The sequence below is a fragment of the Leptolyngbya sp. ST-U4 genome (assembly GCF_039962215.1).
Lineage (GTDB): Bacteria > Cyanobacteriota > Cyanobacteriia > Elainellales > Elainellaceae > Leptolyngbya_A.
In genome coordinates, this window is sequence record NZ_JAMPKZ010000005.1 from 182,396 (window position 1) to 202,346 (window position 19,951).

At 50.8% G+C, this 19,951-nt stretch carries 23 protein-coding genes and 1 tRNA gene; 17 read left to right on the forward strand and 7 right to left on the reverse strand.

What is annotated here, in order from left to right:
- Nucleotides 1-166: 166 nt before the first annotated feature.
- A complete protein-coding gene (locus tag NDA02_RS11260; RefSeq protein ID WP_190793983.1) occupies nt 167-403 on the reverse strand; it encodes a DUF3134 domain-containing protein in 237 nt (78 codons plus the stop codon).
- Between the two features lie 340 nt (nt 404-743).
- Here NDA02_RS11260 and NDA02_RS11265 point away from each other — a divergent pair, with 340 nt between their 5' ends.
- Nucleotides 744-1,331 carry a PAP/fibrillin family protein gene (locus tag NDA02_RS11265; RefSeq protein WP_190793984.1) on the forward strand — a complete coding sequence of 196 codons (588 nt, stop codon included), beginning with the start codon at nt 744-746 and terminating at the stop codon, nt 1,329-1,331.
- 73 nt (nt 1,332-1,404) lie between these two features.
- Complete coding sequence (locus NDA02_RS11270) at nt 1,405-2,247, forward strand: PD-(D/E)XK nuclease family protein (protein ID WP_348254983.1); 843 nt, start codon at nt 1,405-1,407, stop codon at nt 2,245-2,247.
- A gap of 225 nt (nt 2,248-2,472) precedes the next feature.
- On the opposite strand, the gene NDA02_RS11275 is transcribed toward NDA02_RS11270, so the two are convergent.
- Together NDA02_RS11275 and NDA02_RS11280 are read right to left on the reverse strand one after the other, a co-directional pair.
- The gene (locus NDA02_RS11275) at nt 2,473-2,592 is read right to left on the reverse strand and encodes a photosystem II protein Y (RefSeq protein ID WP_190793986.1); all 120 of its coding nucleotides are present in this window, start codon (nt 2,590-2,592) and stop codon (nt 2,473-2,475) included.
- Between the two features lie 87 nt (nt 2,593-2,679).
- Complete coding sequence (locus tag NDA02_RS11280; RefSeq protein ID WP_347277916.1) at nt 2,680-3,222, reverse strand: gamma carbonic anhydrase family protein; 543 nt, start codon at nt 3,220-3,222, stop codon at nt 2,680-2,682.
- A 94-nt stretch (nt 3,223-3,316) separates the two neighbouring features.
- Here NDA02_RS11280 and NDA02_RS11285 point away from each other — a divergent pair, with 94 nt between their 5' ends.
- The 5 genes from NDA02_RS11285 (at nt 3,317) to NDA02_RS11305 (ending at nt 6,662) form a co-directional block, all read left to right on the forward strand.
- Complete coding sequence (locus NDA02_RS11285) at nt 3,317-3,826, forward strand: TIGR02652 family protein (protein ID WP_190793987.1); 510 nt, start codon at nt 3,317-3,319, stop codon at nt 3,824-3,826.
- Between the two features lie 20 nt (nt 3,827-3,846).
- Nucleotides 3,847-4,293, forward strand: coding sequence for a VOC family protein (locus tag NDA02_RS11290; RefSeq protein ID WP_190793988.1), 447 nt, complete (start codon nt 3,847-3,849; stop codon nt 4,291-4,293).
- Between the two features lie 120 nt (nt 4,294-4,413).
- The gene (locus NDA02_RS11295; protein WP_190793989.1) at nt 4,414-4,593 is read left to right on the forward strand and encodes a hypothetical protein; all 180 of its coding nucleotides are present in this window, start codon (nt 4,414-4,416) and stop codon (nt 4,591-4,593) included.
- Nucleotides 4,594-4,837: 244 nt separating this feature from the next.
- A complete protein-coding gene (locus NDA02_RS11300; protein WP_190794002.1) occupies nt 4,838-5,347 on the forward strand; it encodes an inorganic diphosphatase in 510 nt (169 codons plus the stop codon).
- A 385-nt stretch (nt 5,348-5,732) separates the two neighbouring features.
- Complete coding sequence (locus NDA02_RS11305) at nt 5,733-6,662, forward strand: MBL fold metallo-hydrolase (RefSeq protein ID WP_348254985.1); 930 nt, start codon at nt 5,733-5,735, stop codon at nt 6,660-6,662.
- Between the two features lie 53 nt (nt 6,663-6,715).
- On the opposite strand, the gene NDA02_RS11310 is transcribed toward NDA02_RS11305, so the two are convergent.
- Nucleotides 6,716-7,102, reverse strand: a complete 387-nt coding sequence (locus tag NDA02_RS11310) for a hypothetical protein (protein ID WP_190793991.1) — start codon at nt 7,100-7,102, stop codon at nt 6,716-6,718.
- Nucleotides 7,103-7,399: 297 nt separating this feature from the next.
- Here NDA02_RS11310 and NDA02_RS11315 point away from each other — a divergent pair, with 297 nt between their 5' ends.
- Nucleotides 7,400-7,714, forward strand: a complete 315-nt coding sequence (locus NDA02_RS11315) for a hypothetical protein (RefSeq protein WP_190793992.1) — start codon at nt 7,400-7,402, stop codon at nt 7,712-7,714.
- A 145-nt stretch (nt 7,715-7,859) separates the two neighbouring features.
- On the opposite strand, the gene NDA02_RS11320 is transcribed toward NDA02_RS11315, so the two are convergent.
- A complete protein-coding gene (locus tag NDA02_RS11320; protein WP_190793993.1) occupies nt 7,860-8,543 on the reverse strand; it encodes a sigma-70 family RNA polymerase sigma factor in 684 nt (227 codons plus the stop codon).
- A 443-nt stretch (nt 8,544-8,986) separates the two neighbouring features.
- Here NDA02_RS11320 and nuoH point away from each other — a divergent pair, with 443 nt between their 5' ends.
- The 6 genes from nuoH (at nt 8,987) to NDA02_RS11350 (ending at nt 13,117) form a co-directional block, all read left to right on the forward strand.
- Nucleotides 8,987-10,105 carry an NADH-quinone oxidoreductase subunit NuoH gene (gene nuoH / locus NDA02_RS11325; protein WP_190793994.1) on the forward strand — a complete coding sequence of 373 codons (1,119 nt, stop codon included), beginning with the start codon at nt 8,987-8,989 and terminating at the stop codon, nt 10,103-10,105.
- A gap of 129 nt (nt 10,106-10,234) precedes the next feature.
- Complete coding sequence (gene ndhI / locus NDA02_RS11330) at nt 10,235-10,819, forward strand: NAD(P)H-quinone oxidoreductase subunit I (RefSeq protein WP_190794003.1); 585 nt, start codon at nt 10,235-10,237, stop codon at nt 10,817-10,819.
- Between the two features lie 112 nt (nt 10,820-10,931).
- A complete protein-coding gene (locus NDA02_RS11335; RefSeq protein ID WP_190793995.1) occupies nt 10,932-11,537 on the forward strand; it encodes an NADH-quinone oxidoreductase subunit J in 606 nt (201 codons plus the stop codon).
- A 71-nt stretch (nt 11,538-11,608) separates the two neighbouring features.
- Nucleotides 11,609-11,914: an NADH-quinone oxidoreductase subunit NuoK gene (nuoK, locus tag NDA02_RS11340; protein ID WP_190793996.1), complete on the forward strand. Its 306-nt coding sequence runs from the start codon at nt 11,609-11,611 to the stop codon at nt 11,912-11,914.
- Between the two features lie 21 nt (nt 11,915-11,935).
- The gene (locus tag NDA02_RS11345) at nt 11,936-12,856 is read left to right on the forward strand and encodes an NAD(+) kinase (protein ID WP_190793997.1); all 921 of its coding nucleotides are present in this window, start codon (nt 11,936-11,938) and stop codon (nt 12,854-12,856) included.
- Nucleotides 12,857-13,045: 189 nt separating this feature from the next.
- Nucleotides 13,046-13,117: transfer RNA gene (locus tag NDA02_RS11350), tRNA-Lys, on the forward strand.
- 176 nt (nt 13,118-13,293) lie between these two features.
- On the opposite strand, the gene NDA02_RS11355 is transcribed toward NDA02_RS11350, so the two are convergent.
- Nucleotides 13,294-14,931 carry an FAD-dependent oxidoreductase gene (locus NDA02_RS11355; RefSeq protein WP_348247696.1) on the reverse strand — a complete coding sequence of 546 codons (1,638 nt, stop codon included), beginning with the start codon at nt 14,929-14,931 and terminating at the stop codon, nt 13,294-13,296.
- 237 nt (nt 14,932-15,168) lie between these two features.
- Between NDA02_RS11355 and NDA02_RS11360 the strand changes: the two genes are divergently transcribed.
- The 3 genes from NDA02_RS11360 (at nt 15,169) to NDA02_RS11370 (ending at nt 17,142) form a co-directional block, all read left to right on the forward strand.
- On the forward strand, nt 15,169-15,435 hold the full coding sequence (locus NDA02_RS11360) for a YciI family protein (protein WP_190790332.1): 267 nt from the start codon (nt 15,169-15,171) through the stop codon (nt 15,433-15,435).
- Nucleotides 15,436-15,529: 94 nt separating this feature from the next.
- Nucleotides 15,530-15,997 carry an SsrA-binding protein SmpB gene (gene smpB, locus NDA02_RS11365; RefSeq protein ID WP_190790333.1) on the forward strand — a complete coding sequence of 156 codons (468 nt, stop codon included), beginning with the start codon at nt 15,530-15,532 and terminating at the stop codon, nt 15,995-15,997.
- A gap of 698 nt (nt 15,998-16,695) precedes the next feature.
- Entirely contained in the window at nt 16,696-17,142 is a 447-nt protein-coding gene (locus NDA02_RS11370; RefSeq protein ID WP_190790334.1) for an RNA-binding protein, read from the forward strand.
- 226 nt (nt 17,143-17,368) lie between these two features.
- Here the strand turns inward: NDA02_RS11370 and NDA02_RS11375 are convergent, their stop codons facing one another.
- A complete protein-coding gene (locus tag NDA02_RS11375; protein WP_190790335.1) occupies nt 17,369-19,690 on the reverse strand; it encodes an ATP-binding protein in 2,322 nt (773 codons plus the stop codon).
- Between the last annotated feature and the right edge of the window lie 261 nt (nt 19,691-19,951).

The window sequence follows — 19,951 nt, forward strand, 5'->3', positions numbered from 1 at the left end:
TCAAGCAATGTCCAATCCAGATTCACACCACACTCCCTGACGCTGCTTCGGAATTCAAGATACCTCGTATCTCTGCATTCTTTTACCGAAAACACACCTGAAAGACATAATTCCTCAGGAAAAAGATAGAAAACTTTATCTTTCTCCTGTGAAGACTATATGAAGGTTAGTCGTCGAGGTCAAGCACATCGTCATCGTCGTCATCTAGGTCAAAGGAATTGTCCTCACCTGCCATGAGCGCGTTGATTTCTTCTTCATCGTCGCGGTAATCGTAGTCAGACCCATCGCGAGACAGCAACCGACCTGAACTTTCCAGCCAGTCGAGAATCGAGGCATCTCGCTGGAGGGGAATCACCGGAGCGGGCTGATCGCGCGGAACTTCGTGCAATGCTGGATTACGCATACCAGAAACCACCAATTAAATTACTAAATAAACTGAACCATTTGCTCAGAAGCAGAGCTTAACGCAGTCGGACGCTTAAACGCGACGAGTAGAGACCCGGATGAGGTTCCACCAGATTTCACACTTCAGGTCACCCCTAAGAATGAAATCCGCCTGAAACTTACTTCGATCGCTATCCCGACTTACAGGATAGTGGTAGCTTAAATCTCACCGTGGGTCAATCAGAGAATCCACTATCGAAAGCATGATTTTTGCCCTGATTGGGGCAATACGACCGAACGACGCAAGCTCAAAAGTTCTCAGCGTTTCATTTCCTAGTGTAAGGTGCGGAGGAATCTGTATGTTTGGCAAAGCGACCCTCCTGGAAACGATCGCCGGAAAAAACCGCGGCATTCTGGCAACGGCAAACGATCAGCAGGCAATTTTGGCAGCGATCGCTCAGCTCGAAGACCGCAACCCCACCCCCGAACCGCTCCAGGCACTCGACCTGCTCGACGGCAACTGGCGACTGCTCTACACCACTAGCCAGGAGCTACTGCGAATCGACCTGATTCCTTTTTTCAAGCTGGGGCAGATCTATCAGTACATTCGCGCCAGTACTGCCCAGATCTACAACATCGCCGAAATCTACGGCCTGCCTTACCTAGAAGGCTTTGTCAGCGTTGCTGCCCGGTTTGAGCCGCAGTCGCAGCGTCGGGTGAAGGTCAACTTTGAGCGATCGATCCTGGGACTCCAACGCTTGGTTAACTATCAATCTCCCGAAGCTTTTATTCAGCAAGTCGAAGCAGGGCAAAAATTTCCGGCGATCGACTTTCAGATTAACCAGCAGGACCAAAAAGGCTGGCTCGAAATTACTTATCTGGATGAGGATTTGCGGATTGGGCGCGGAAATGAAGGTAATGTATTTGTACTGACCAAGGCGAAATAGAAGTCCTTGTAGTCACGACCCGCCGCATGCCTGAGTCTAAGCCAAATTCTCCTCTTCCAGACAGGAGCCAGCAATGGAGTCAGAAATCGAGCTAGAAGTACAGGAAAGAACTTATTTGCGCCTATCGCAAGGACAGCTTCAGACGCTCTCAACCTGCCCGCGCAAATTTCAGCATCTCTATCTCGATCAGCTTGGCTTTCCGCCTACCCCTGAAGAGCAGGAGCGACTGACCTGGGGAAATCAGTTTCACCTGCTAATGCAGCAGGATCAAATGGGGCTGACCTTAAAGCCTTTGCCTCAAGCAACCCCTAAAATAAGCGAACAGGCAATGCAGCGATCGATCGAAGCATTCCGGCAGGCTGCCCCTGAGCTATTTGATCATCGTCCAGAAATCCTGCGCCTGAGCGAACATCGCCGCACCCTCCAGCTTTCCGATTACCTGCTGACCGTCATTTACGATCTGCTAATTCTGGAAGACGATCGCGCTCAAATCCTCGACTGGAAAACCTATCCGCGCCCGCAAAATGCCCGTTGTCTGGAGCAGCACTGGCAGACCCGCCTCTATCTATTTGTGCTGGCAGAAACTAGCCACTATCCCCCCGATCGGCTTTCGATGACCTATTGGTACGTGCAGGCAGGCGACTTTGAAACGCCTCAACCCCAGTCACTGAATTACGCTTACTCGATCGCCCAACATCGCCGCACTCAGAAAGACTTACTTCACTGGCTTGATCATTTGGCTCAATGGCTGGCGGCATACGATCGAGGGGAACTGCTGCCCCAAATCGAAGCGAAAAACCCCTGTCAAACCTGCGCCTTTGCCTTACGCTGCCAGCGAGAATCAGACCGCGCTTCAACTCATCCTTTCCCAACCGTAGCTGAGATCGAGGAAGTTAGCCTGCACGGTGACGGATAGCCCGTTGTCGATTTGAGACGACTTTCAGGAGGATGTGCGCAAGGGAACAGATGAGAGTTGAGAGTTCCTGGGAGATCCTTCCTAGCCTTCCTTAAAAAGGGGAAAGCGAACCGATGCGGGTGTTCTTTTATAACCGATAAGCTACAACAAACCGATCGCCCTTTGGAATTGCTTCCTCAAAGACGATCGGCTATTTGCTGTGCTGATTTTATTGAAAGGAAATGCCTATGCTTCCCGACCCAGGAAGGTACGTACCTGCTTCAGGGCAGCCGCACCGATATTAAAGGCAGCCCAGCTACCTGCAATCAGCACCGGAGCCAGAACAACTACTACACGCCAATCCATATCGAAAGTCCTCCCTAAAGATTTATCAAAAATCTCTCATGATGAGATCTATTTTGCGGTCAATCGGCTTAATTTTCCAGACCTAACTTAACAAAATCCTAAATCTGTTCCTCGACCTGCGTGAACCAGTGCCAGTTTCTCATATTTGCGGGCGTGTTCAATCAAGTCTTTTGCTTCGGTTTCGGACACTTCGCGCAGCACTTTTCCCGGTATGCCCACAACCAGCGATCGCGGTGGAACATCTTTGGTTACCACCGATCCAGCACCGATAATGCTGCCTGCCCCCACGCGTACCCGATCCAGCACGATCGCTCCAATGCCAATCAAACAGCCGCGCTCAATGTAGGCACTGTGAACCACAGCTCGATGTCCGATCGTGACAAACTCCTCCAGAACGGTCGGTTCACCCGGATCACCGTGTAAGATTGCGCCGTCTTGAATGTTGGTCGATCGCCCGATCGAAATTTGCTCTACGTCTCCTCGCACGACTGCCCCATACCAAATACTGACTCCAGGATGAAGTTCAACGCGACCCATTACGGTAGCATTAGGAGCAATAAAGGCGGCTTGAGACAGGTCAGGGATATCCCAGATTGATGGACTTCCCTGAAAATCATCAGAATTGCTCACTCGTCCCCCCTCTCAACAAACCTCTGAGAATACAGGGAGTATAATAGAGCCACTAGAATCGGCTCAAACTGCCCGTCCTAGTCGCATACCCCAAATGATGAATACAGCTTTACAATATCCAATTTTCGGTCCCGAAATTCAGTGTCCCCACTGTCGGCAAACGATTCCGGCACTTACGCTGACGGATACTTATCTCTGTCAGCGACATGGCGCGTTTGAAGCCAATCCCAAAACGAACGAGCTGGTTCATCTCCAGTCTGGACGGCACTGGCGGCAGTGGAACAACGAATGGTATCGCCAGCATACCCACCCTGACGGCATTCGCTTTGAAATTCATGAGGCACTCGATCGCCTCTACACGCAGGGCTATCGCGCCACTCGCGTTATTATTGCCCGTCGCTATAAAGATTTAATTAGCACTTACTTGGAGCGCAGCACCCCTTGGCGTGGTCAGCCGGATGCGCCCCGTCCGCGTCTCTATGGGTTGCCCGTCGAATTCAGTCCCGATCCGGCAGAAGAACCCTGTTGGGACGTGATTAACTTCGACCTGGAAAAGGAACCCGGCGCGCCTGTCCGTTATCCCTACTTCCGTCTGTTTGAGTAGGATTCTACGAATCTTGCCCTATGCACCATGCCTCGATTCGCACGGCAAATATCTATCGGGCGATCGCCTTCTACGAGCAGCTTGGCTTTGAGGTCTGTGAACGGTTCACAGCAGGAATCACGCTTGCCTGCTGGATGCAGGGTTTAGGCGGTCGAATCGAGCTGCTGCAAGTTCCCCAACCTCGTCCGGCGGCGGATGCGTTTGGCGACGAGCATTACACAGGCTACTATCACCTGTCGTTTGACCTGACTGGGTTGACCGATGACCTCCCGGTCTGGCTCGACCACTTGAAAGGCCAGTTTGACAAAGCAGTGTGTGATTCCGATCAGCTTCAGCCGCTCCAGGTTTTGCTAGAACCGACCCAGCAAATAATTGGCGATCGGGTGTACGAAGTTGCCTTTATTGCGGATTCGGATGGTTTGCCTTTGGAGTTTCTCAGGATGATGTCTCAGCGCACAGGAGTATAGCAAATTTTGCTCCAATGTTTAAAATTGTATTTAGCAGTGCTCCACTCAACCTTTGAGTTGGGCTAGTTTATAGTCATCCGCCAATTGATCTGTTTGCCCATTAACTTTCTCACTTTTTTTATGGAATCTGGTAGTCAAGCAAGTGAACCTCCGGGACGAGCGGCTTTGCGAGTTGCAGATGTTGCTGGTACGCTCATCGCGCTCCTGACCCTTCTCACCCCGATTGTGACCATTGCTTATTTCTCCTCCGTCAATGCTCAGAGCTTACAATCGCCACCCATGACGGTAGAGAGCAAATAGGGTTCACCAGAGTTTATGCTTTGCGTTAGCGACAGCTTGCATTCGCCTGCTCGGACAGGCAGTGAAGCGGCTGGGCAAATCGCTCGTGTAAATCTCCTAGAGATCCCCTAGGGGAGATCCTGATGATTGCGGAATCCCCTTCTCCCCTACAATGCTATCGAGGGACTTTTGCGCTTTCCCGGAGCTCAATACGAACTGCCGGAAAAGTGGAATGTCTCTGTACCCGTCGATTTGGAGATACGCTGTGGATTTATCGCGCATTCCCCCTCAGCCCAAGCCTGGACTGCTCAACATTTTGATCGAAATTCCGGGTGGCAGCAAGAACAAGTACGAATTTGACAAAGATCTGAATGCCTTCGCGCTCGATCGCGTCCTCTATGCCTCGGTACAGTACCCCTTTGACTATGGCTTTGTGCCCAATACTCTGGCAGACGATGGCGACCCGCTCGACGGTATGGTGATGATGGATCAGCCAACTTTTCCGGGCTGTATTATTGCGGCGCGTCCGATCGGAATGCTGGAAATGATTGACGGTGGCGATCGCGATGAGAAGATCCTCTGCGTGCCCGATAAAGACCCCCGCTATGCTGGAATCAAATCGCTCAAAGATGTTGCACCCCATCGGCTAGACGAGGTTGCTGAATTCTTTAGAACCTACAAAAATTTGGAGAAGAAAGTGACAGAAATCCTGGGCTGGAAAGACGTTGACCAGGTGATGCCGCTCGTCGAGCAGTGTATTCAGGCAGCAAAGTAGGCTTGAATTGGGTAGACCTTTAAGCAGGTAGACATTGATTAACCGTGGAATGTGCTGGCGTAGAATTGGGTCTAGATCGTCGCAGCGCACCACGCACCGGATTGATGCTCGGTCGTCCTTCTAACTGTTGGGCGGCTGAGCTGTTTTTGATCTAGATAAGCCAATTTTCAAACTGTACTAATCATTCGATTTACGGCGCGATTTCAGCGGATTATTTTTTTCCAGGGTGTTTTAGCAAGCAATTGAAGTATCAGAGGCGATCGAGGGCATACTCTGGAGGAGGTAGCCTACAGGCTGCCCTACTACCGCTCTTGCCTCTGGATTTTTGTCTTAAAAATCTAGAATTGAATGACTCGCCCACGAAATTACTGAACCCTCACCTGCAATGTCAGTCGTTGATCCGTCTGATCGTCGCACGTTACAGCCGCTCGATAGCAAACAGCCCAGTAGTGCCGAAGCGTTAACGGTACGGTTTTGGGGTGTGCGAGGCGAAGTGCCTACACCAGGAAATGACATGGTCGGCTATGGCGGCAACACTGCCTGTGTAGAGCTAAGAGTAGGTCAAGAGCGGCTGATTTTTGATGGAGGTACGGGGCTGCGCGTTTTAGGCAAACAAATTCTTCAGGAGATGCCAGTTCGGGCGCATCTCTTTTTTACGCACACCCACTGGGATAGGATTCAGGGGTTTCCTTTTTTTCAGCCCGCCTATCTGGAAGGCAACGGCTTTGAGATATACGGAGCAGTCGCGCAGAATGGGGCATCGATCAAGCAACGGCTTTCTGATCAGATGCTTCGTCCTAATTTTTCGATTCCGCTGCAAATGATGCGATCGGAACTGCGGTTTCACGACATCTCGCCCGGTCAAGTCATCTCGATCGACAAAGAAATTCAGGTCGAGTCCCTATTTATCAACCGCTCGACGGGTGGCTTAGGCTATCGCGTGACCTGGAGAGGGCGTACCGTGGTCTACGCAACCGATATTGAACCCGACTGCGAGCATATTGAGCAGAGCTTACAATACCTGGCACAGGAAGCCGATTTGCTGATTTTTGATGTAGCAGGCTCAGACTATACTACCTTGCCTCAGCAGACCCCAGAAAACCGTTTTGCCGATCGGCTCGACGAGCAGCAGATCAAGCTCTGGACAGCAGGAATTCAGGTTGCGATCGCAGTACAGGTCAAACAAGTTGTTCTGTTTCACTATGATCCTGGACATGATGACTCTGTCCTGGCTCAAATCGAGGCATCGATTCAGGCTCAATTTCCTGATGTGCAGCTTGCCCGAGAAGGCATGGTGCTAATCATTGGGAGTTGACCCTGGGTTGACCAGAGGTTGACCGCTCAATGCAGTCTCTTCTGGCAACCCGTCTACGCTTGGAGCGGAGCAAGAATTTTCAGCGCGATCTGGAAGACAAGGATCAGCAGCGGAAAGGCAATTCCTAATAGTCCTAGCCAGCTTAATACTTGAGATGTAAGCTTCAGCCTTCGCTTTCGCTTTCGGGGAGTGCCAGGGGTGGTCGGGGTTAGGGCAATCTGAGTACTACTTGCCATCAAACAGGCACCGCCAAGCCCAAGCAAAATACTCAGCACAAATAATTTCTGAGGCTGAATTGCTACTGGGGTAACTGAAATTGCAGACACGATCGCAAAGCAAACGATTTGGAGAATCAACCAGATTCCCAGGCAAATCACGAAATCGTGCTGAACGGGATTTCGCGGGAGAAATCGCCTCTGACGTGAGAGAAATTGCTTCATAAAAGGTTAAAAGAGCAGATGAATTAACCCTGCTGGCTTCCGTTGATTAATTTAGTCTGTTCCTGCCCACTAAGTAAACTTTAATTGCCGTTTTGTCCTGCTCTCCGATAGACTCTGTTAGCCTGCATAAATAAGCCTTATGTCTTTAATACCTTATGTCTTTAATAGAGGCTAAGCGATTTTTGCGAACTCGTGACGCTTCCTGCGTTCAGTCCATAAGTTTTAATTAGCAAATCTGCTGTCTCTATGACTGTCGGTGTCCCCTGCCCCTATTGCAAGAAATTTTTCATTGTCCTTATGCGGCACTACTGCTATAGCTGGATCGAAAACTGGTGCAAGGAAAACGGTTGGACTGACCTATTTGTGGTGGATCGGAACGAATATTGGGCGTTCCCGCCTTTTGGGGTGATGCCGCTGCCGATCCCAAGTCAAACGCTTCGCACTCTAAAACAGCAGCATGGGTTTAGCCCGGATGAGCGACGCTGGTGCTCGATCGCCGTTGGAGCTACACTACTTGCATCGATCGCGAGCTATTGGTTGCAATGCCCGATGCCGCTTGTAGGTGCTTTTGCGCTGGGGGCGGTCACCGTGGCCCAGCTTGAGGAAGATTAAAATTCAGAGAAAGAATTCAAACGTTGTATGTCGTATTCCTCAGTGTCCCAGTATCGCGATCGTGCGGTAGCCTGGGACATTTACTTTTTTGTGTTTTTGTGACAGGTTTCGTGTGAAACAGGCGGTACGTTCCAGGAAACAGGTTTCAGGAAGCAGGACTGAGGGGCAAATCGGCGGTCTTGTCAAATTCACCTGCTCGGTCTGAAGCAGGCAGCCGATCCAGGTAAACCGCAGCAATATCTTGAGGTAACGCCGCTTCCAGAATTTGATGGCTTTCCTCAATCTGTCGCCGCACTTCAGCCGGAGCAATAATTTGTCCTTCTGCTTGCAGGTAGGCGGCAATCCGAGTTTCGCTCCAGTGAAAAGTCTGCGACAGCAGCAGCATGAGTCGCTGGGCGGGCTGAAGCTGTTCTAATGCCTGCTCCACAAAGCACCAAAGCGGGGGCGAGGCTTCCCGCAGGGAATATTGGATCGACTCTACAGGCGGCAGCTCAACACGATTAATGCAAATTGCCGTAACCTGAATTAGCCAGCTTTGCAGCGTCGGGTTTTCGGCTTCGGGGGAGTTTTGGAAGTGCAAGTTCAAACCACCCAGTTCGTAATAAAGATGTCGCCAGGTAATGGCAAACAGATAATCTGCTTGGGCAGGCGATCGAACCGAGTGATGGATCAGAGAATAGACGATCGGGCTGTAGCGGCAAAAGATTGCCAAAAAATATTTCCCGGCGTCGGGGTGTCGCTGAAACAAAACCAGCAGTTCTTGATCGCTGTGGTGCTCCAGGGAAGTGACGATCGCGTGATTGCATTCAGGAAACTTTGGAATCTGCACAGTTCTTTACCCCACTCTTTACCCCATACAGGCAGGTGACAGCATTTTTTGCACCTTCAGGTTTTTTGCACTTGGTTTTTTGCACTTTTAGAAAAATTGCGGCAGCATCCTGCCAGCACATCATAACCAAGTCCGGCAAAATTTAGCGACAATCATGGCGTAAATAATTGATTCTGTCTAGGTGGGTCGGGGGACAACGCACAAAACGTATTAAGGCAAGCTTATCCTAGCCATAGGTATTCTTCTCGATCGCGCTTCAATTTCCATATCCTCACAGCGATATACTGAAGCTGTAGGTTTTGCGAAAAATCTTCATGAAGTTGGCGATGTTTCCCTTTGGAACAGTGGAGGCTGCTGCATCACGGGTTGTCGTATCGAGAGAAGCCCGGTCTAGCCGACTAAATTAGCTGTAGTTGCCCTATTCGTAGCAATTAGCGAAGCCCATGAGTTCAGGAATTGATTTGCAAGCAAGTTTTATCCAGCTAACCACGGATTTCGGTTTGTCTCCCAGTATTGCCAAGCTGCTGTGGATTCCCCTGCCGTCGATCCTGCTGTTAGTTGGTGCCACATTTGGCGTCCTTGTCACCACCTGGCTAGAACGAAAAATTTCCGCCGCCGCCCAACAGCGAATTGGTCCTGAGTTTGCGGGTCCGTTTGGAATGTTGATTCCAGTCGCAGACGGTCTGAAACTGCTGGTGAAAGAAGACATCATCCCCTCCAGGTCTGACTCGATTCTCTTCACGCTTGGACCTGTGCTGGTGGTGGTTCCCGTCTTCCTCTCCTTTTTGATCGTGCCCTTCGGACAAAACCTGCAAATCACCGATTTGGGAATTGGCATTTTTCTCTGGATATCGCTGTCGAGCATTGCGCCGATCGGTCTACTGATGGCAGGCTACGCCTCCAATAACAAATACTCACTGTTGGGTGGGCTGCGGGCGGCCGCGCAATCAATTAGCTATGAACTGCCTCTGGCGCTGTCGGTGCTGGCAGTGGTGCTGATGTCGAATTCGCTTAGCACAATCGACATTGTGCAGCAGCAGGCGGGCTACGGGATTCTCGGCTGGAACGTCTGGCGGCAGCCGCTTGGCTTCATTATCTTCTGGATTGCAGCACTGGCAGAGTGTGAGCGATTGCCCTTTGACCTGCCCGAAGCCGAAGAAGAACTGGTTGCCGGATATCAGACCGAGTATGCAGGCATGAAGTTTGGGCTGTTTTACCTGGGGTCTTACGTCAACTTAGTGCTATCGGCTCTGCTGTTTGCGGTGCTGTATCTAGGCGGCTGGGAGTTCATTATCCCGGTTGGGGTGTTAGCAAACTGGATCGGCGTCAGCGAAACGACTCCTTGGCTGCAAGTTCTGACTGGGACGCTGGGCATTGTGATGACCGTTTTCAAGGCGTATCTGCTGATCTTCCTGGCAATTTTGCTGCGCTGGACAGTTCCCCGTGTGCGAATTGACCAACTCCTTGACCTGGGCTGGAAGTTTCTGCTGCCTGTTTCGCTAGTGAACCTGCTGCTTACGGCTGGGCTAAAGCTGGCGTTCCCAATGGCGTTTGGTGGCTAAGCTGGATTGGGGGTTAAGTCTTGCGGGTTCAAGTTCTACCCTGTTTTGATAAACTTCATCCCGATCGCCCCAATTCCCTACCATTGCAATCCCTGAAATTCAGAAATTCAACCTTTATCCAAAACTATGCTGAAGTTTCTTAAGCAAGTTGGCGACTATACAAAAGAAGCGATTCAGGCTGCGAAATATATCGGTCAGGGCTTATCCGTTACCTTTGACCACATGCAGCGTCGCCCAATCACGGTTCAGTATCCCTACGAAAAACTGATTCCCTCAGAGCGTTTTCGGGGACGGATTCACTTTGAGTTTGATAAGTGTATTTCCTGCGAAGTTTGCGTTCGCGTGTGCCCGATCAACCTGCCCGTGGTGGATTGGGAGTTTAACAAGGAAACCAAGAAGAAGAAGCTCAATCACTACAGCATTGACTTCGGAGTTTGCATTTTCTGTGGCAACTGTGTTGAATACTGCCCAACGAACTGCCTCTCAATGACCGAAGAGTACGAGCTGTGTACTTACGATCGCCACGAACTCAACTTCGACAACGTGGCAATGGGACGACTGCCTGCTAACGTGACCCAGAACCCAATGGTGACGCCGCTGCGAGAGCTGGTTTATCTGCCCCAGGGCGTGATGGATCCCCACGGTCTGCCCGATGGCTCAAATCGAGCCGGAAAACTGCCTGCGGAAATTCTGGAAGAGGCGGAAGCTAAGTAATCAATCAAGTAACCAATACAGTTAGTGGGCGGCAGTTTCGCGCCAATGAGTGGTGATTGCTTCCCCGCTACTATCTTCGATCGAGCTACTGTGACTATGGGAGGTTCATAACGTGACGCTTGCAGATGGAGTTCAACTTGTTTCCTTTGGAATTCTGGCGTTCCTGATGATCGGGGCTGCCTTGGGGGTCGTGCTGCTGCAAAACATCGTATACTCGGCTTTTCTGCTGGGTCTGGTGTTTATCAGCATTTCGGGCTTCTACATTCTCCTGAATGCAGGATTTGTCGCAGCAGCGCAGGTCTTGATTTACGTGGGAGCCGTCAACGTGCTGATTTTGTTCGGAATTATGCTGGTGAACAAGCGACAGCCGTTTAGCCCATTGAAAAATGCCTGGGTTGGTCAGGCGTCAACGGCAACCGTTTGTCTCGGTCTGTTTGCACTACTGAGCACGATGATCCTGGCAACGCCGTGGGCAATTTCAACTGCGGTTCCGGCAGGCGAACAAGCGATCATTGTGATCGGCAAGCACTTTTTTAGCGACTACCTGCTGCCGTTTGAGCTGGCATCAATTCTGCTGCTAATGGCACTAATTGGGGCGATCGTCCTGGCACGTCGGGATTACTTGCCCGATACGCTGGCGGCACAGGATAGCAGTCAACAGCCTTCGCTTACTTTGCCAGAGCGCCCCCGCGAGCTCATTCCGGGCAGTAATAAGTAAGCGTAAGCGCAGTATTCCTCTCTTCCTTTTTATCCTCTCTGTCTGAACGATCGCTTATTTTTTCAACTCCTATGCAACTGCAATACTTTCTTCTTCTCGCAGCCGCTCTGTTCTGCATTGGTGTTTATGGTTTGGTGACGAGCCGCAACGCAATTCGCGTGCTGATGTCGATCGAGCTAATGCTGAATGCGGTCAACCTGAACATGATGTCATTCTCAAACTACCTCGATCCTCAGGTAATTCGGGGACAGGTGTTCACTGTGTTTATCATTGCGATCGCAGCAGCAGAAGCGGCGGTGGGTTTGGCGATCGTGCTGTCTATCTATCGCAACCGCGGTACAGTGGATATGGAGCAATTTAATTTGCTCAAGTGGTAGCCGATCGAGAATAGTAAACGATTGCAACTCAAGCAAGTTATTGTCGCCTACAAAGCCGGGGATGCTCTGAGCCAACGCACCGCCGAAAAGTGTGCCGATCAGCTTGAGCAACGCGGCTGTTATGTTCTAATTGGACCGAGCGGCCCCAAAGATAATCCCTATCCCGTTTTTCTTGCGTCGGTGCAGCAGCCAATCGATCTAGCGGTTGTCCTGGGCGGTGACGGTACAGCTCTCGCAGCCGCAAGGCATCTTGCCCCAGGTAGTATTCCGATTCTGGCAATCAACATCGGCGGTCATCTGGGCTTTTTAACGGAGTCGGCGGAGGAGCTTCAGCAGTCTGAGAAGATTTGGGACAGGCTGGCAGGCGATCGGTTCGCGGTGCAGCGACGCATGATGCTTCAGGCAATGGTGTTTGAAGGCAATCGTACTAACTTGGAACCGATGAGCGACCGCTATTTGGCTCTCAACGAGATGTGCGTCAAGCCTGCTTCTGCCGATCGCATGATTACTTCGTTTCTTGAAGTAGAAATCGACGGCGAGGTGGTCGATCAGTATCAGGGAGACGGCTTACTAGTGGCAACTCCCACTGGGTCGACCTGCTATACCTTGGCGGCTGCAGGTCCGATCGTTCATCCCGGTATGGAAGCGATGATTATCACGCCGATTTGTCCGCTGAGTTTGTCGAGCCGACCGATCGTGCTGCCGCCAGGTTCTGTCATTAGCATCTGGCCCCTGGCAGATCGCGACTTGAATACAAAGCTATGGATGGATGGAGTTCTAGCAACAGCAATTTGGCCTGGTCAGCGCGTAGACATCCGTATGGCAGACCGCCCGGCTCATTTTATTATCCTGCGTGACAACTATTCCTACTACCAGACGCTCCGGGAAAAGCTGCAATGGGCAGGGGCGATCGTGCGTCACAGCAATAATCATCGGAATTAGGTGCTTTCGCACAAAAGCGTAAGCCCAAATTAGAACATGAGCATGGTTTGAATTTAGCGATCGATTGACTGCTCTGAGCGGTCGGGTGCTGTGCAATCTTGCTTCCTGGAATCACTTCTTTGTGAAAGCAGGACTTGAACATCTCATGAGCCTATGCTAAAGTATTGAGGTTTGCTTGACACAAGGCAAGGGTCGCTAGCTCAGCGGTAGAGCACTCGGCTTTTAACCGATTGGTCCTGGGTTCGAATCCCAGGCGACCCATAAAATTTCTGCAGTCCCTGCTTTTGTAGAGTTCGCTAGCTTGTAGCGTAACTCCGGTGCGAATTCAAGTATCTAGCTTCGCATCCATCTTTTGCAGCGTAGAACTCAAAAAAAAGGCTTAGCCGCGCCAAGCCCCCATGTCTGATGCAAAGTCAAATTGAGACAAGCAAGCGGGATTAGACGATCGCGCCTAAGCTTTGTAAAATTCCTTTTGCTGCCCGTTGTGCGGTTTCGCAGGCACCGTTCATGTAGCCTTGAGAACCGACTGAGCAATGTTCTCCGGCGAACCAAAGATTGCCGACTCGCTCTCCTTCTACGCCGCTAAATTTTGTCCACTGTCCCGGCAGATAGCAGGAGTAGGAGCCAAGCGCATAGGGTTCTTGAGACCAGACTGCTCGAACTGCCTTACCACGCTGAACCTGCGAGATCCCAGGGAAAATGCGATCGAGCGAGTCCACCACGGCTTGAGCCTGATCTTCCGGGTTCCCTTCTCCAAGCTTTAAGCCTTGCTGCCCCCCTCGTAAATCGGTAAGCCATCCATTGGGTCCTGGCGAATAGCGGGCACTTTCCCAGGTATTCTGAAACGCTTGATCGGTGTAAACGCTGATCGTGCTGGCATATTGTGTGCGCCAAATCCGCTCTTGCATTGGTAGGGATAGCTTTGCCCCAGACCCATATCCCAACTGATCGATCGCCTGTCGCTTCAATGGAGGAAGATCGATCGCCAGATCTACCTCGCGCAGCACCGTAAATGGAATCGCAAACAAAATGTGCTCATAAATGCGCTCCTGACTAGCATTGCCCTGCCGCAAGCTGACGAAATAGCGTCCTGCCGGGGTCATTCGCACCGATTCCAGAAAGACTCCGGTTTCAATCGCGGCATTGAGGCGATCGGCTAGCCGTTTGGGAATCAAATCATTGCCGCCAATGACGTGCCAGCGTTCGTCGCTTACTCCGTAGGTATTCCATTCGCCGGTATCTGCGCCGATCAAAAACAGCATATTGAGGCAGGTTTGAGACTCAGCATCCCTGGCAAACTCGGTGATGTAAGCGACCCTTACCAGTTCGTTAATTAAAGGAGTTGTCGGAGCCGCTGCTAAATACTCTGCCAGGGACAGGCGATCGAGCTGGATGGCTCTTGGGCTGGGATTGTGATACGTGATATCGCAATTGCCTAGCTTCTTCAAATCTTGAGCAATGTGCTGCGCTAGAGGTTTAAACTCTTCGATTACCTGCGATCGGCGAATCTTTTGTCCCTGAAAGTACAGCACTTCCGGCTCCAATCCGGTATCAGCAGCGTGCAGATCTGCCATTCTCAGACCCAGTTCTGCCGCCAGTGATCGGACGCAGGTATGGCGCGAATCGATAAACTCTCCGCCCAACTCCACTACACCCGGATAACCGGGCTGCTGCGACAGACTTTTTAAGCGTCCACCAATTCGATCGCTTGCCTCAACGATATCTACCGCAACGCCTGCCTGTTTCAGCCGATAGGCGGCGGTAAGTCCGGCAATTCCCGCTCCCACAATCAGGGCTTTCGCGCTCCGCTCCTTAAAGCTAATTGGAGAATTTCTGCCCCCTGCTTGAAACTGTCGGCGCAGATCGATCGCTCCAGGCTGGATTGAGCTTATTGCTCCTGTAAGCACTAATCCCCCTAAAAACTGTCTGCGGTTGCTTCGGAGTTCCCCGAGGCGGCGATCGTCTTGCGTTTGAAGCCAGCCTTCGACTTCATCGGGCGGTATCTGTGTTGTGGTTGAAATGCGGGCAGTCTGATAAGCCCGTCGTAACAATTCAATTAATCCTGTTCTCGGCATACAAGTTTATAGAACTCAGTAAGTCGGCATGGGAAAAACAGCAACCCGTGGGAATCGACCGCACTCCAAGTTTTGATTCGATTCTGATTAACAAGTGACGCTGATGCCTCGAGGTCTGAGGGCTTGTCATTTGGTTAACAATGGGGTGAATTGGCTCGCTGAGTTTCCCGGCTCAATCTCCCTTGATCAATGAAAAAATCGAGCTATCCTGGAGGTTCGATCGAGCGGAGTGAGTGCATGCCTTGGTTTGTCAAAATTGAAAAAGGTGTCGTTGACAAGTCTACCTTTGACCAATTTGTTCCGGCACACAAAGCCTATGTCCGGACGTTAATTAACCAGGGGCATCAAGCAAAAACAGGCTATTGGGGTGATTTGGGGGGCGGCATGATGCTGTTTCAGGCAGCCAGTTTAGAGGAAGCTAAGGCGATCGTCGCTCAAGATCCGCTGATTCAAAACGGCTGCGTTGATTACCAGATTCATGAATGGCGCATCGTCGTCGAGTAGCAGTACCCCATCGCAAACCCCAAAAGCCTTTTTCAGGCAGGCTTCACCCCTGGTCAAACTAGAGCATTCTATAGAAAAGTACAGATAGATAAAGATGAGTGATAGCAGTGACGGTTATAAAGTAGTTGCAGACAATCGAGAAGCTCGGTTTCAGTACGAAATCTTAGAAACTTTTGAGGCAGGCATTGAGCTGCGCGGAACCGAGGTGAAGTCAATTCGCCAGGGCAAAGTGAACCTGAGAGACGGCTTCGCTTTGGTCCGAAATGGAGAAGTCTGGCTGCACAACGTTCACATTTCACCGCACGAAACCACGAACCAGGTGTACAACCATGACCCTCGCCGAACGCGCAGGCTCTTGCTTCACGCTGAGGAAATTCGCCGGCTGATTGGACAGGTCGAACAAAAGGGACTGACGCTGGTACCGCTCAAGATGCACCTGAAGCGCGGCTGGATTAAGCTTTCCCTGGGTCTGGCACGAGGCAAGAAACTGCACGACAAGCGGGAGGATCTGAAGCGTAAGCAGGCGAAACGCGAGATCGAGCGGGTAATCAAAAATTACTAGACTGGCGGGGAGAGGGGTGGCGATTTCTCTCTGGGAAACGGCGGAACGATCGCACCTCAGGCTTCTTGCAAAGGCAAAAAAATAAAGTGTTAAGAAATTTTGCAGTAATTGCTCCGCCTGTGTTAACATTACTTCACAACGCGACCCTGGGGCATCCAGAAGCGGTTCAGAGCTTGGGGTTTATCTGAACTCTAGTATCAGGATGTGCCGTAGGTATCGGGTTATCTCCTCCCAACACAGCGAGTTTGCCAGCCAAGGGGCTGGCATTTATTTAAATCTTGCTCTTGCCGAATGCCATGATAGAAAGAGCTATTCAGCCAACAGGAATAAATTTGCAGTGAATTCTTTTTTTACGATCGTCGCTGTTCCGTCTGCGTGATAACTTAGTGAATGGCTGTAGGAAAGCCGCTTTGCCCAATCTCCTGCTTATTTAAGATGCTCTTTTATTCAGCAATGTAAAAGTTGTGGTCAATTCGGTCATTTGAAGGATAAACTTTTAGGCTGAAATTAGGATATCGAGCAGGATATTTTGCCGATTATATTGTTAGCATTTATAGGTACATTAATTAGACGCTGGCTAGGTTTGGGTGGAGGGTCAGTTTGTTTCTAGCAGGACGTTGCAAACGTTTATCGCCTCCCATCAGCAGTGGAAGTAAGGGTTTTTAAATTGTTTTGTTTTTGAGCCTTCGGAGGGTTTCATGTCAATTCGGCTATATGTGGGCAATCTGTCCAAAGAGTTGGAGCGTCAGGAGTTAGAAGCCGTTTTTGCTGAGTTCGACGACTCTGTTTCAACCAAGGTGATTACCGATCGCAAAACGGGTAAATGCCGTGGCTTCGGTTTTGTCACGGTGAAGAGCGAAGAACAGGCAGATGAAGTGATTGAAAAATTTAACGGTTATCTGTTGAAGGATAGCCCCATTAAGATCGAGCGGGCGCAGCCTCGTACCAAAGGCAAAGAAGAGACCGCAGAGCAGGCTCCGCAGGGCAATCCACCCAGCAATCGTCGGAGTGGTGGCAGCAAAGGCAACAATAAGTCTCGCAAAGTGACTTCAACCGAACCGGAAGCAGTTCAGCCCGATCCGCGTTGGGCGCAAGACCTGGAAAAGCTCAAGCAGCTTTTGGCAGCTCAAGCCGCAAATCCCTAGTCTGCCAATCGTTTGCTAAACTCAAGGCTTTTTGATCGATCGCAATGACCATCAGAAGCCATTGTTCTGATCGAGCGGTTGCCTTCCTGAGTTCGGAGATACAAACCCTTAAAGGAACGTGCCAACTCAATCAAACAAAATCGTTGCCTGTGGCATACGGGGTACAGATATCTCGGTTGCGACAGGCAATTTGTTTGGCAATTTTCGCCAGGATGTCCAGCAAAACTTAGGGAGAAATCGGCTCTTTTGCAGCAAGCAGCATGATCATTTGCAGCAGTTGCTCTGGCATAATTGGGTCGTGCAGCAGGTCATTTGCGCCGATCGCCTGCCATGCCTCTCGCTCTTCTATCTCTGGTGCAAGCGCAACAATTTTAATTTGTTTGGTGACAGGATTACGGCGAAGTGCGTGAATCAGGGTCTCTCCTTTGATGTCTGGCAGATCAACGTCGGCAATGATCGCAAAGGGACGCATTACTTCAATTTGACGCACTGCCGTTGCCCCTTCTAGCATCCAGACGAGCTGGTAGCCTGCTGCGGTCAGGCTGTCGCAAATCACTTCCGCAATTTCTTCTCGATGCTCAATCAGAATAATCTTGCCTTTTGGCGGATCGATCAGGCTGCGAGTTTCGATCGGGGAACTGGCATCGATCGATCGGAGAATGGGTAAGCGAACGGTAAAGACTGACCCTACTCCGGCAGTCGATTCAACGGTGACCGAGCCTCCGTGAAGCTCCACAAGCTGCTTGGTGAGTGCTAAGCCTAAGCCCGTTCCCTGATACTGCCGACTATAGCCGCGATCGAGCTGATGAAACTTCTGAAAAAGCTGCGGAATCAGATGTTCAGGGATGCCAATGCCCGTATCTTGAACTTGAAGCATCACGAAATCTTTTTCTGTAAACACCCGCAGCGTCACCCGACCGCCTGCCAGGGTAAATTTGACCGCATTGCTGAGTAGATTATGAAGAATCTGACGCACCCGCTGCGGGTCGGCAATCAGTCGATCGCTTTGTGGGGACAGATGCAAATCAAGCTCAAACTCAACCTGATGCAAAGCCGCGTAACTTTCTAGCATTTTCAGCACCTGCCGCACTAGATGAGACAGCGAAACCTCCCGCAGGTTGAGAGCCATTCTGCCTGCTTCGACTTGGGATACAGCGAGAATGTCTTCAATCTGGTTGAGAAGCCGCTCACCACTGTCGTGAATCATCTGAAGAAAATGCTGTTGGCGGTTGTCAAGCACATGGGCGGACCAGCGTTGTAAAGTTCTTGACATTCCGATAATGCAGGCGAGGGGGGTACGAAGTTCGTGGCTCACGGCTGCCAAAAACTCACTTTTTGCCTGGTTTGCCGCCTGCGCTGCCAGCATTGCGTCTTCAAGTGCCTGGGTTCGCTCAATCACGCGCTGTTCCAGAGTGTGTTTTTGCTGCTGAAGTTCGCTGTAAAGCTGGGCTTGATGAATGGCGATCGCCAAATGCTCGGCAATGTGCTGCAAAAATCGCTGTTCCCGGTCTTCCCAGCAGTAGGGCTGGGTGCAATTGTGAGCGATCAGGAGTCCCCAGAGGCGATTGTTTACCCAGATCGGAGCCACAAGCTTTGCCTGCACCTGGGCACGCTGCAAAAATTCCAGCAGGCAGGGAACTGATGTTGCATATCGCACGGTAACATCTTCTACTATCAGCGGAAATTGCCAGGATTCTCGGACATGTCCGCGTAGCTCATCTACAAAGCAATGAGCATCTGAAAAATGCAGCACTGAAGGAATTGTGTCACTGGCTCTTGCTTCATAAATGACTGAACCCGCCGCCTGCGAATCGATTACTCCGAAGGGGGAACTGCTCTGCATCGTCCCCTCCTGCCATAAAGCTTGTGAGAAAGATGATTCTGTTTGAGTCACACCCTCAATCTGGTAAATCACCAGGCGATCGACCCGTAGACAAGCTCGCACTTGATCGACCGCTGTTTGCAGAATGATTGGCAGCTCTAAACTTTGCCGAATCTGGATCATGACCTGATTTAGCAGCCGTTCTTGCTCGACTTGCTGTTGTAGCGCAGGCTCACACACTGCAACTAGAGTCGAGTCCAACGGCTCCAGCAGCAAATCGAGAAGTTGACGGGTAAAGTCCGTTTGAATCTGCATATCATTGGGCTGAAGCCGCGATCGAGCTTCCATCCACTCTGGTTGCCAGTTGCGCTCAACCTGGGGCAGCAGCCCGTCTAGAAAAGCGGCAATTTTCTCAGGTTCAAAGTTAAGGCTGATTTGATAGGAAACTTCTGTGCCAGACTGCGCTCCGGTCAAAGGTTGAATGCCTGTCAGCAGCTCTGCCTGGAGCAGGGCACTAAATCCGGGAGAGGCAACTAAGCTAAAAAGTTGAGATTGTGCAAGAAGGGGGGATTGCGATCGTTGACCCGCCAGGGCTACCTCGGTTATCTCGATCGCCTCAACCTGGGCTGCAATCTGCTGAAACAATTTTCTTAATCGATCGAACTTTGAAGCAGACCAAGCGCGGCTGAGCGTGAAAGCATCAGAAATATTGATCGTCTCGCCCATCCTCATTTCCATTCCTAAACGATCGGTGCTGCCGGAATTTGGATAGCGACCGTCAGATTGAGCCGTCAGAATTGAACCGTCAAATTTCAGCCAGTGCTAGCGCTATCCTGCGAAGCGGCGCATATTCGCTGCCTTGACTGTGGAAAGTTAGCCTTTTCAACTCTCTATAATGATGCCTGCAAATGCCTGCAATCAGCCAATCTCAATGAAAATCTTTATAGCTGCTGCCTGAAGGATAAGCATCCAACGGTAGACTGTAGT

Coding starts and splice junctions, on each gene's coding strand:
- NDA02_RS11275 (WP_190793986.1), bottom strand. CDS start 2,592: ATGGATTGGCGTGTAGTAGTTGTTCTGGCTCCGGTGCTGATTGCAGGT.
- NDA02_RS11375 (WP_190790335.1), bottom strand. CDS start 19,690: ATGGGCGAGACGATCAATATTTCTGATGCTTTCACGCTCAGCCGCGCT.
- NDA02_RS11355 (WP_348247696.1), bottom strand. CDS start 14,931: ATGCCGAGAACAGGATTAATTGAATTGTTACGACGGGCTTATCAGACT.
- NDA02_RS11310 (WP_190793991.1), bottom strand. CDS start 7,102: ATGAAGCAATTTCTCTCACGTCAGAGGCGATTTCTCCCGCGAAATCCC.
- NDA02_RS11315 (WP_190793992.1), top strand. CDS start 7,400: ATGCGGCACTACTGCTATAGCTGGATCGAAAACTGGTGCAAGGAAAAC.
- NDA02_RS11360 (WP_190790332.1), top strand. CDS start 15,169: ATGCCTTGGTTTGTCAAAATTGAAAAAGGTGTCGTTGACAAGTCTACC.
- NDA02_RS11290 (WP_190793988.1), top strand. CDS start 3,847: ATGCACCATGCCTCGATTCGCACGGCAAATATCTATCGGGCGATCGCC.
- nuoK (WP_190793996.1), top strand. CDS start 11,609: ATGCAACTGCAATACTTTCTTCTTCTCGCAGCCGCTCTGTTCTGCATT.
- NDA02_RS11285 (WP_190793987.1), top strand. CDS start 3,317: ATGATGAATACAGCTTTACAATATCCAATTTTCGGTCCCGAAATTCAG.
- NDA02_RS11370 (WP_190790334.1), top strand. CDS start 16,696: ATGTCAATTCGGCTATATGTGGGCAATCTGTCCAAAGAGTTGGAGCGT.
- NDA02_RS11265 (WP_190793984.1), top strand. CDS start 744: ATGTTTGGCAAAGCGACCCTCCTGGAAACGATCGCCGGAAAAAACCGC.
- smpB (WP_190790333.1), top strand. CDS start 15,530: ATGAGTGATAGCAGTGACGGTTATAAAGTAGTTGCAGACAATCGAGAA.
- NDA02_RS11295 (WP_190793989.1), top strand. CDS start 4,414: ATGGAATCTGGTAGTCAAGCAAGTGAACCTCCGGGACGAGCGGCTTTG.
- NDA02_RS11260 (WP_190793983.1), bottom strand. CDS start 403: ATGCGTAATCCAGCATTGCACGAAGTTCCGCGCGATCAGCCCGCTCCG.
- NDA02_RS11270 (WP_348254983.1), top strand. CDS start 1,405: ATGGAGTCAGAAATCGAGCTAGAAGTACAGGAAAGAACTTATTTGCGC.
- NDA02_RS11305 (WP_348254985.1), top strand. CDS start 5,733: ATGTCAGTCGTTGATCCGTCTGATCGTCGCACGTTACAGCCGCTCGAT.
- nuoH (WP_190793994.1), top strand. CDS start 8,987: ATGAGTTCAGGAATTGATTTGCAAGCAAGTTTTATCCAGCTAACCACG.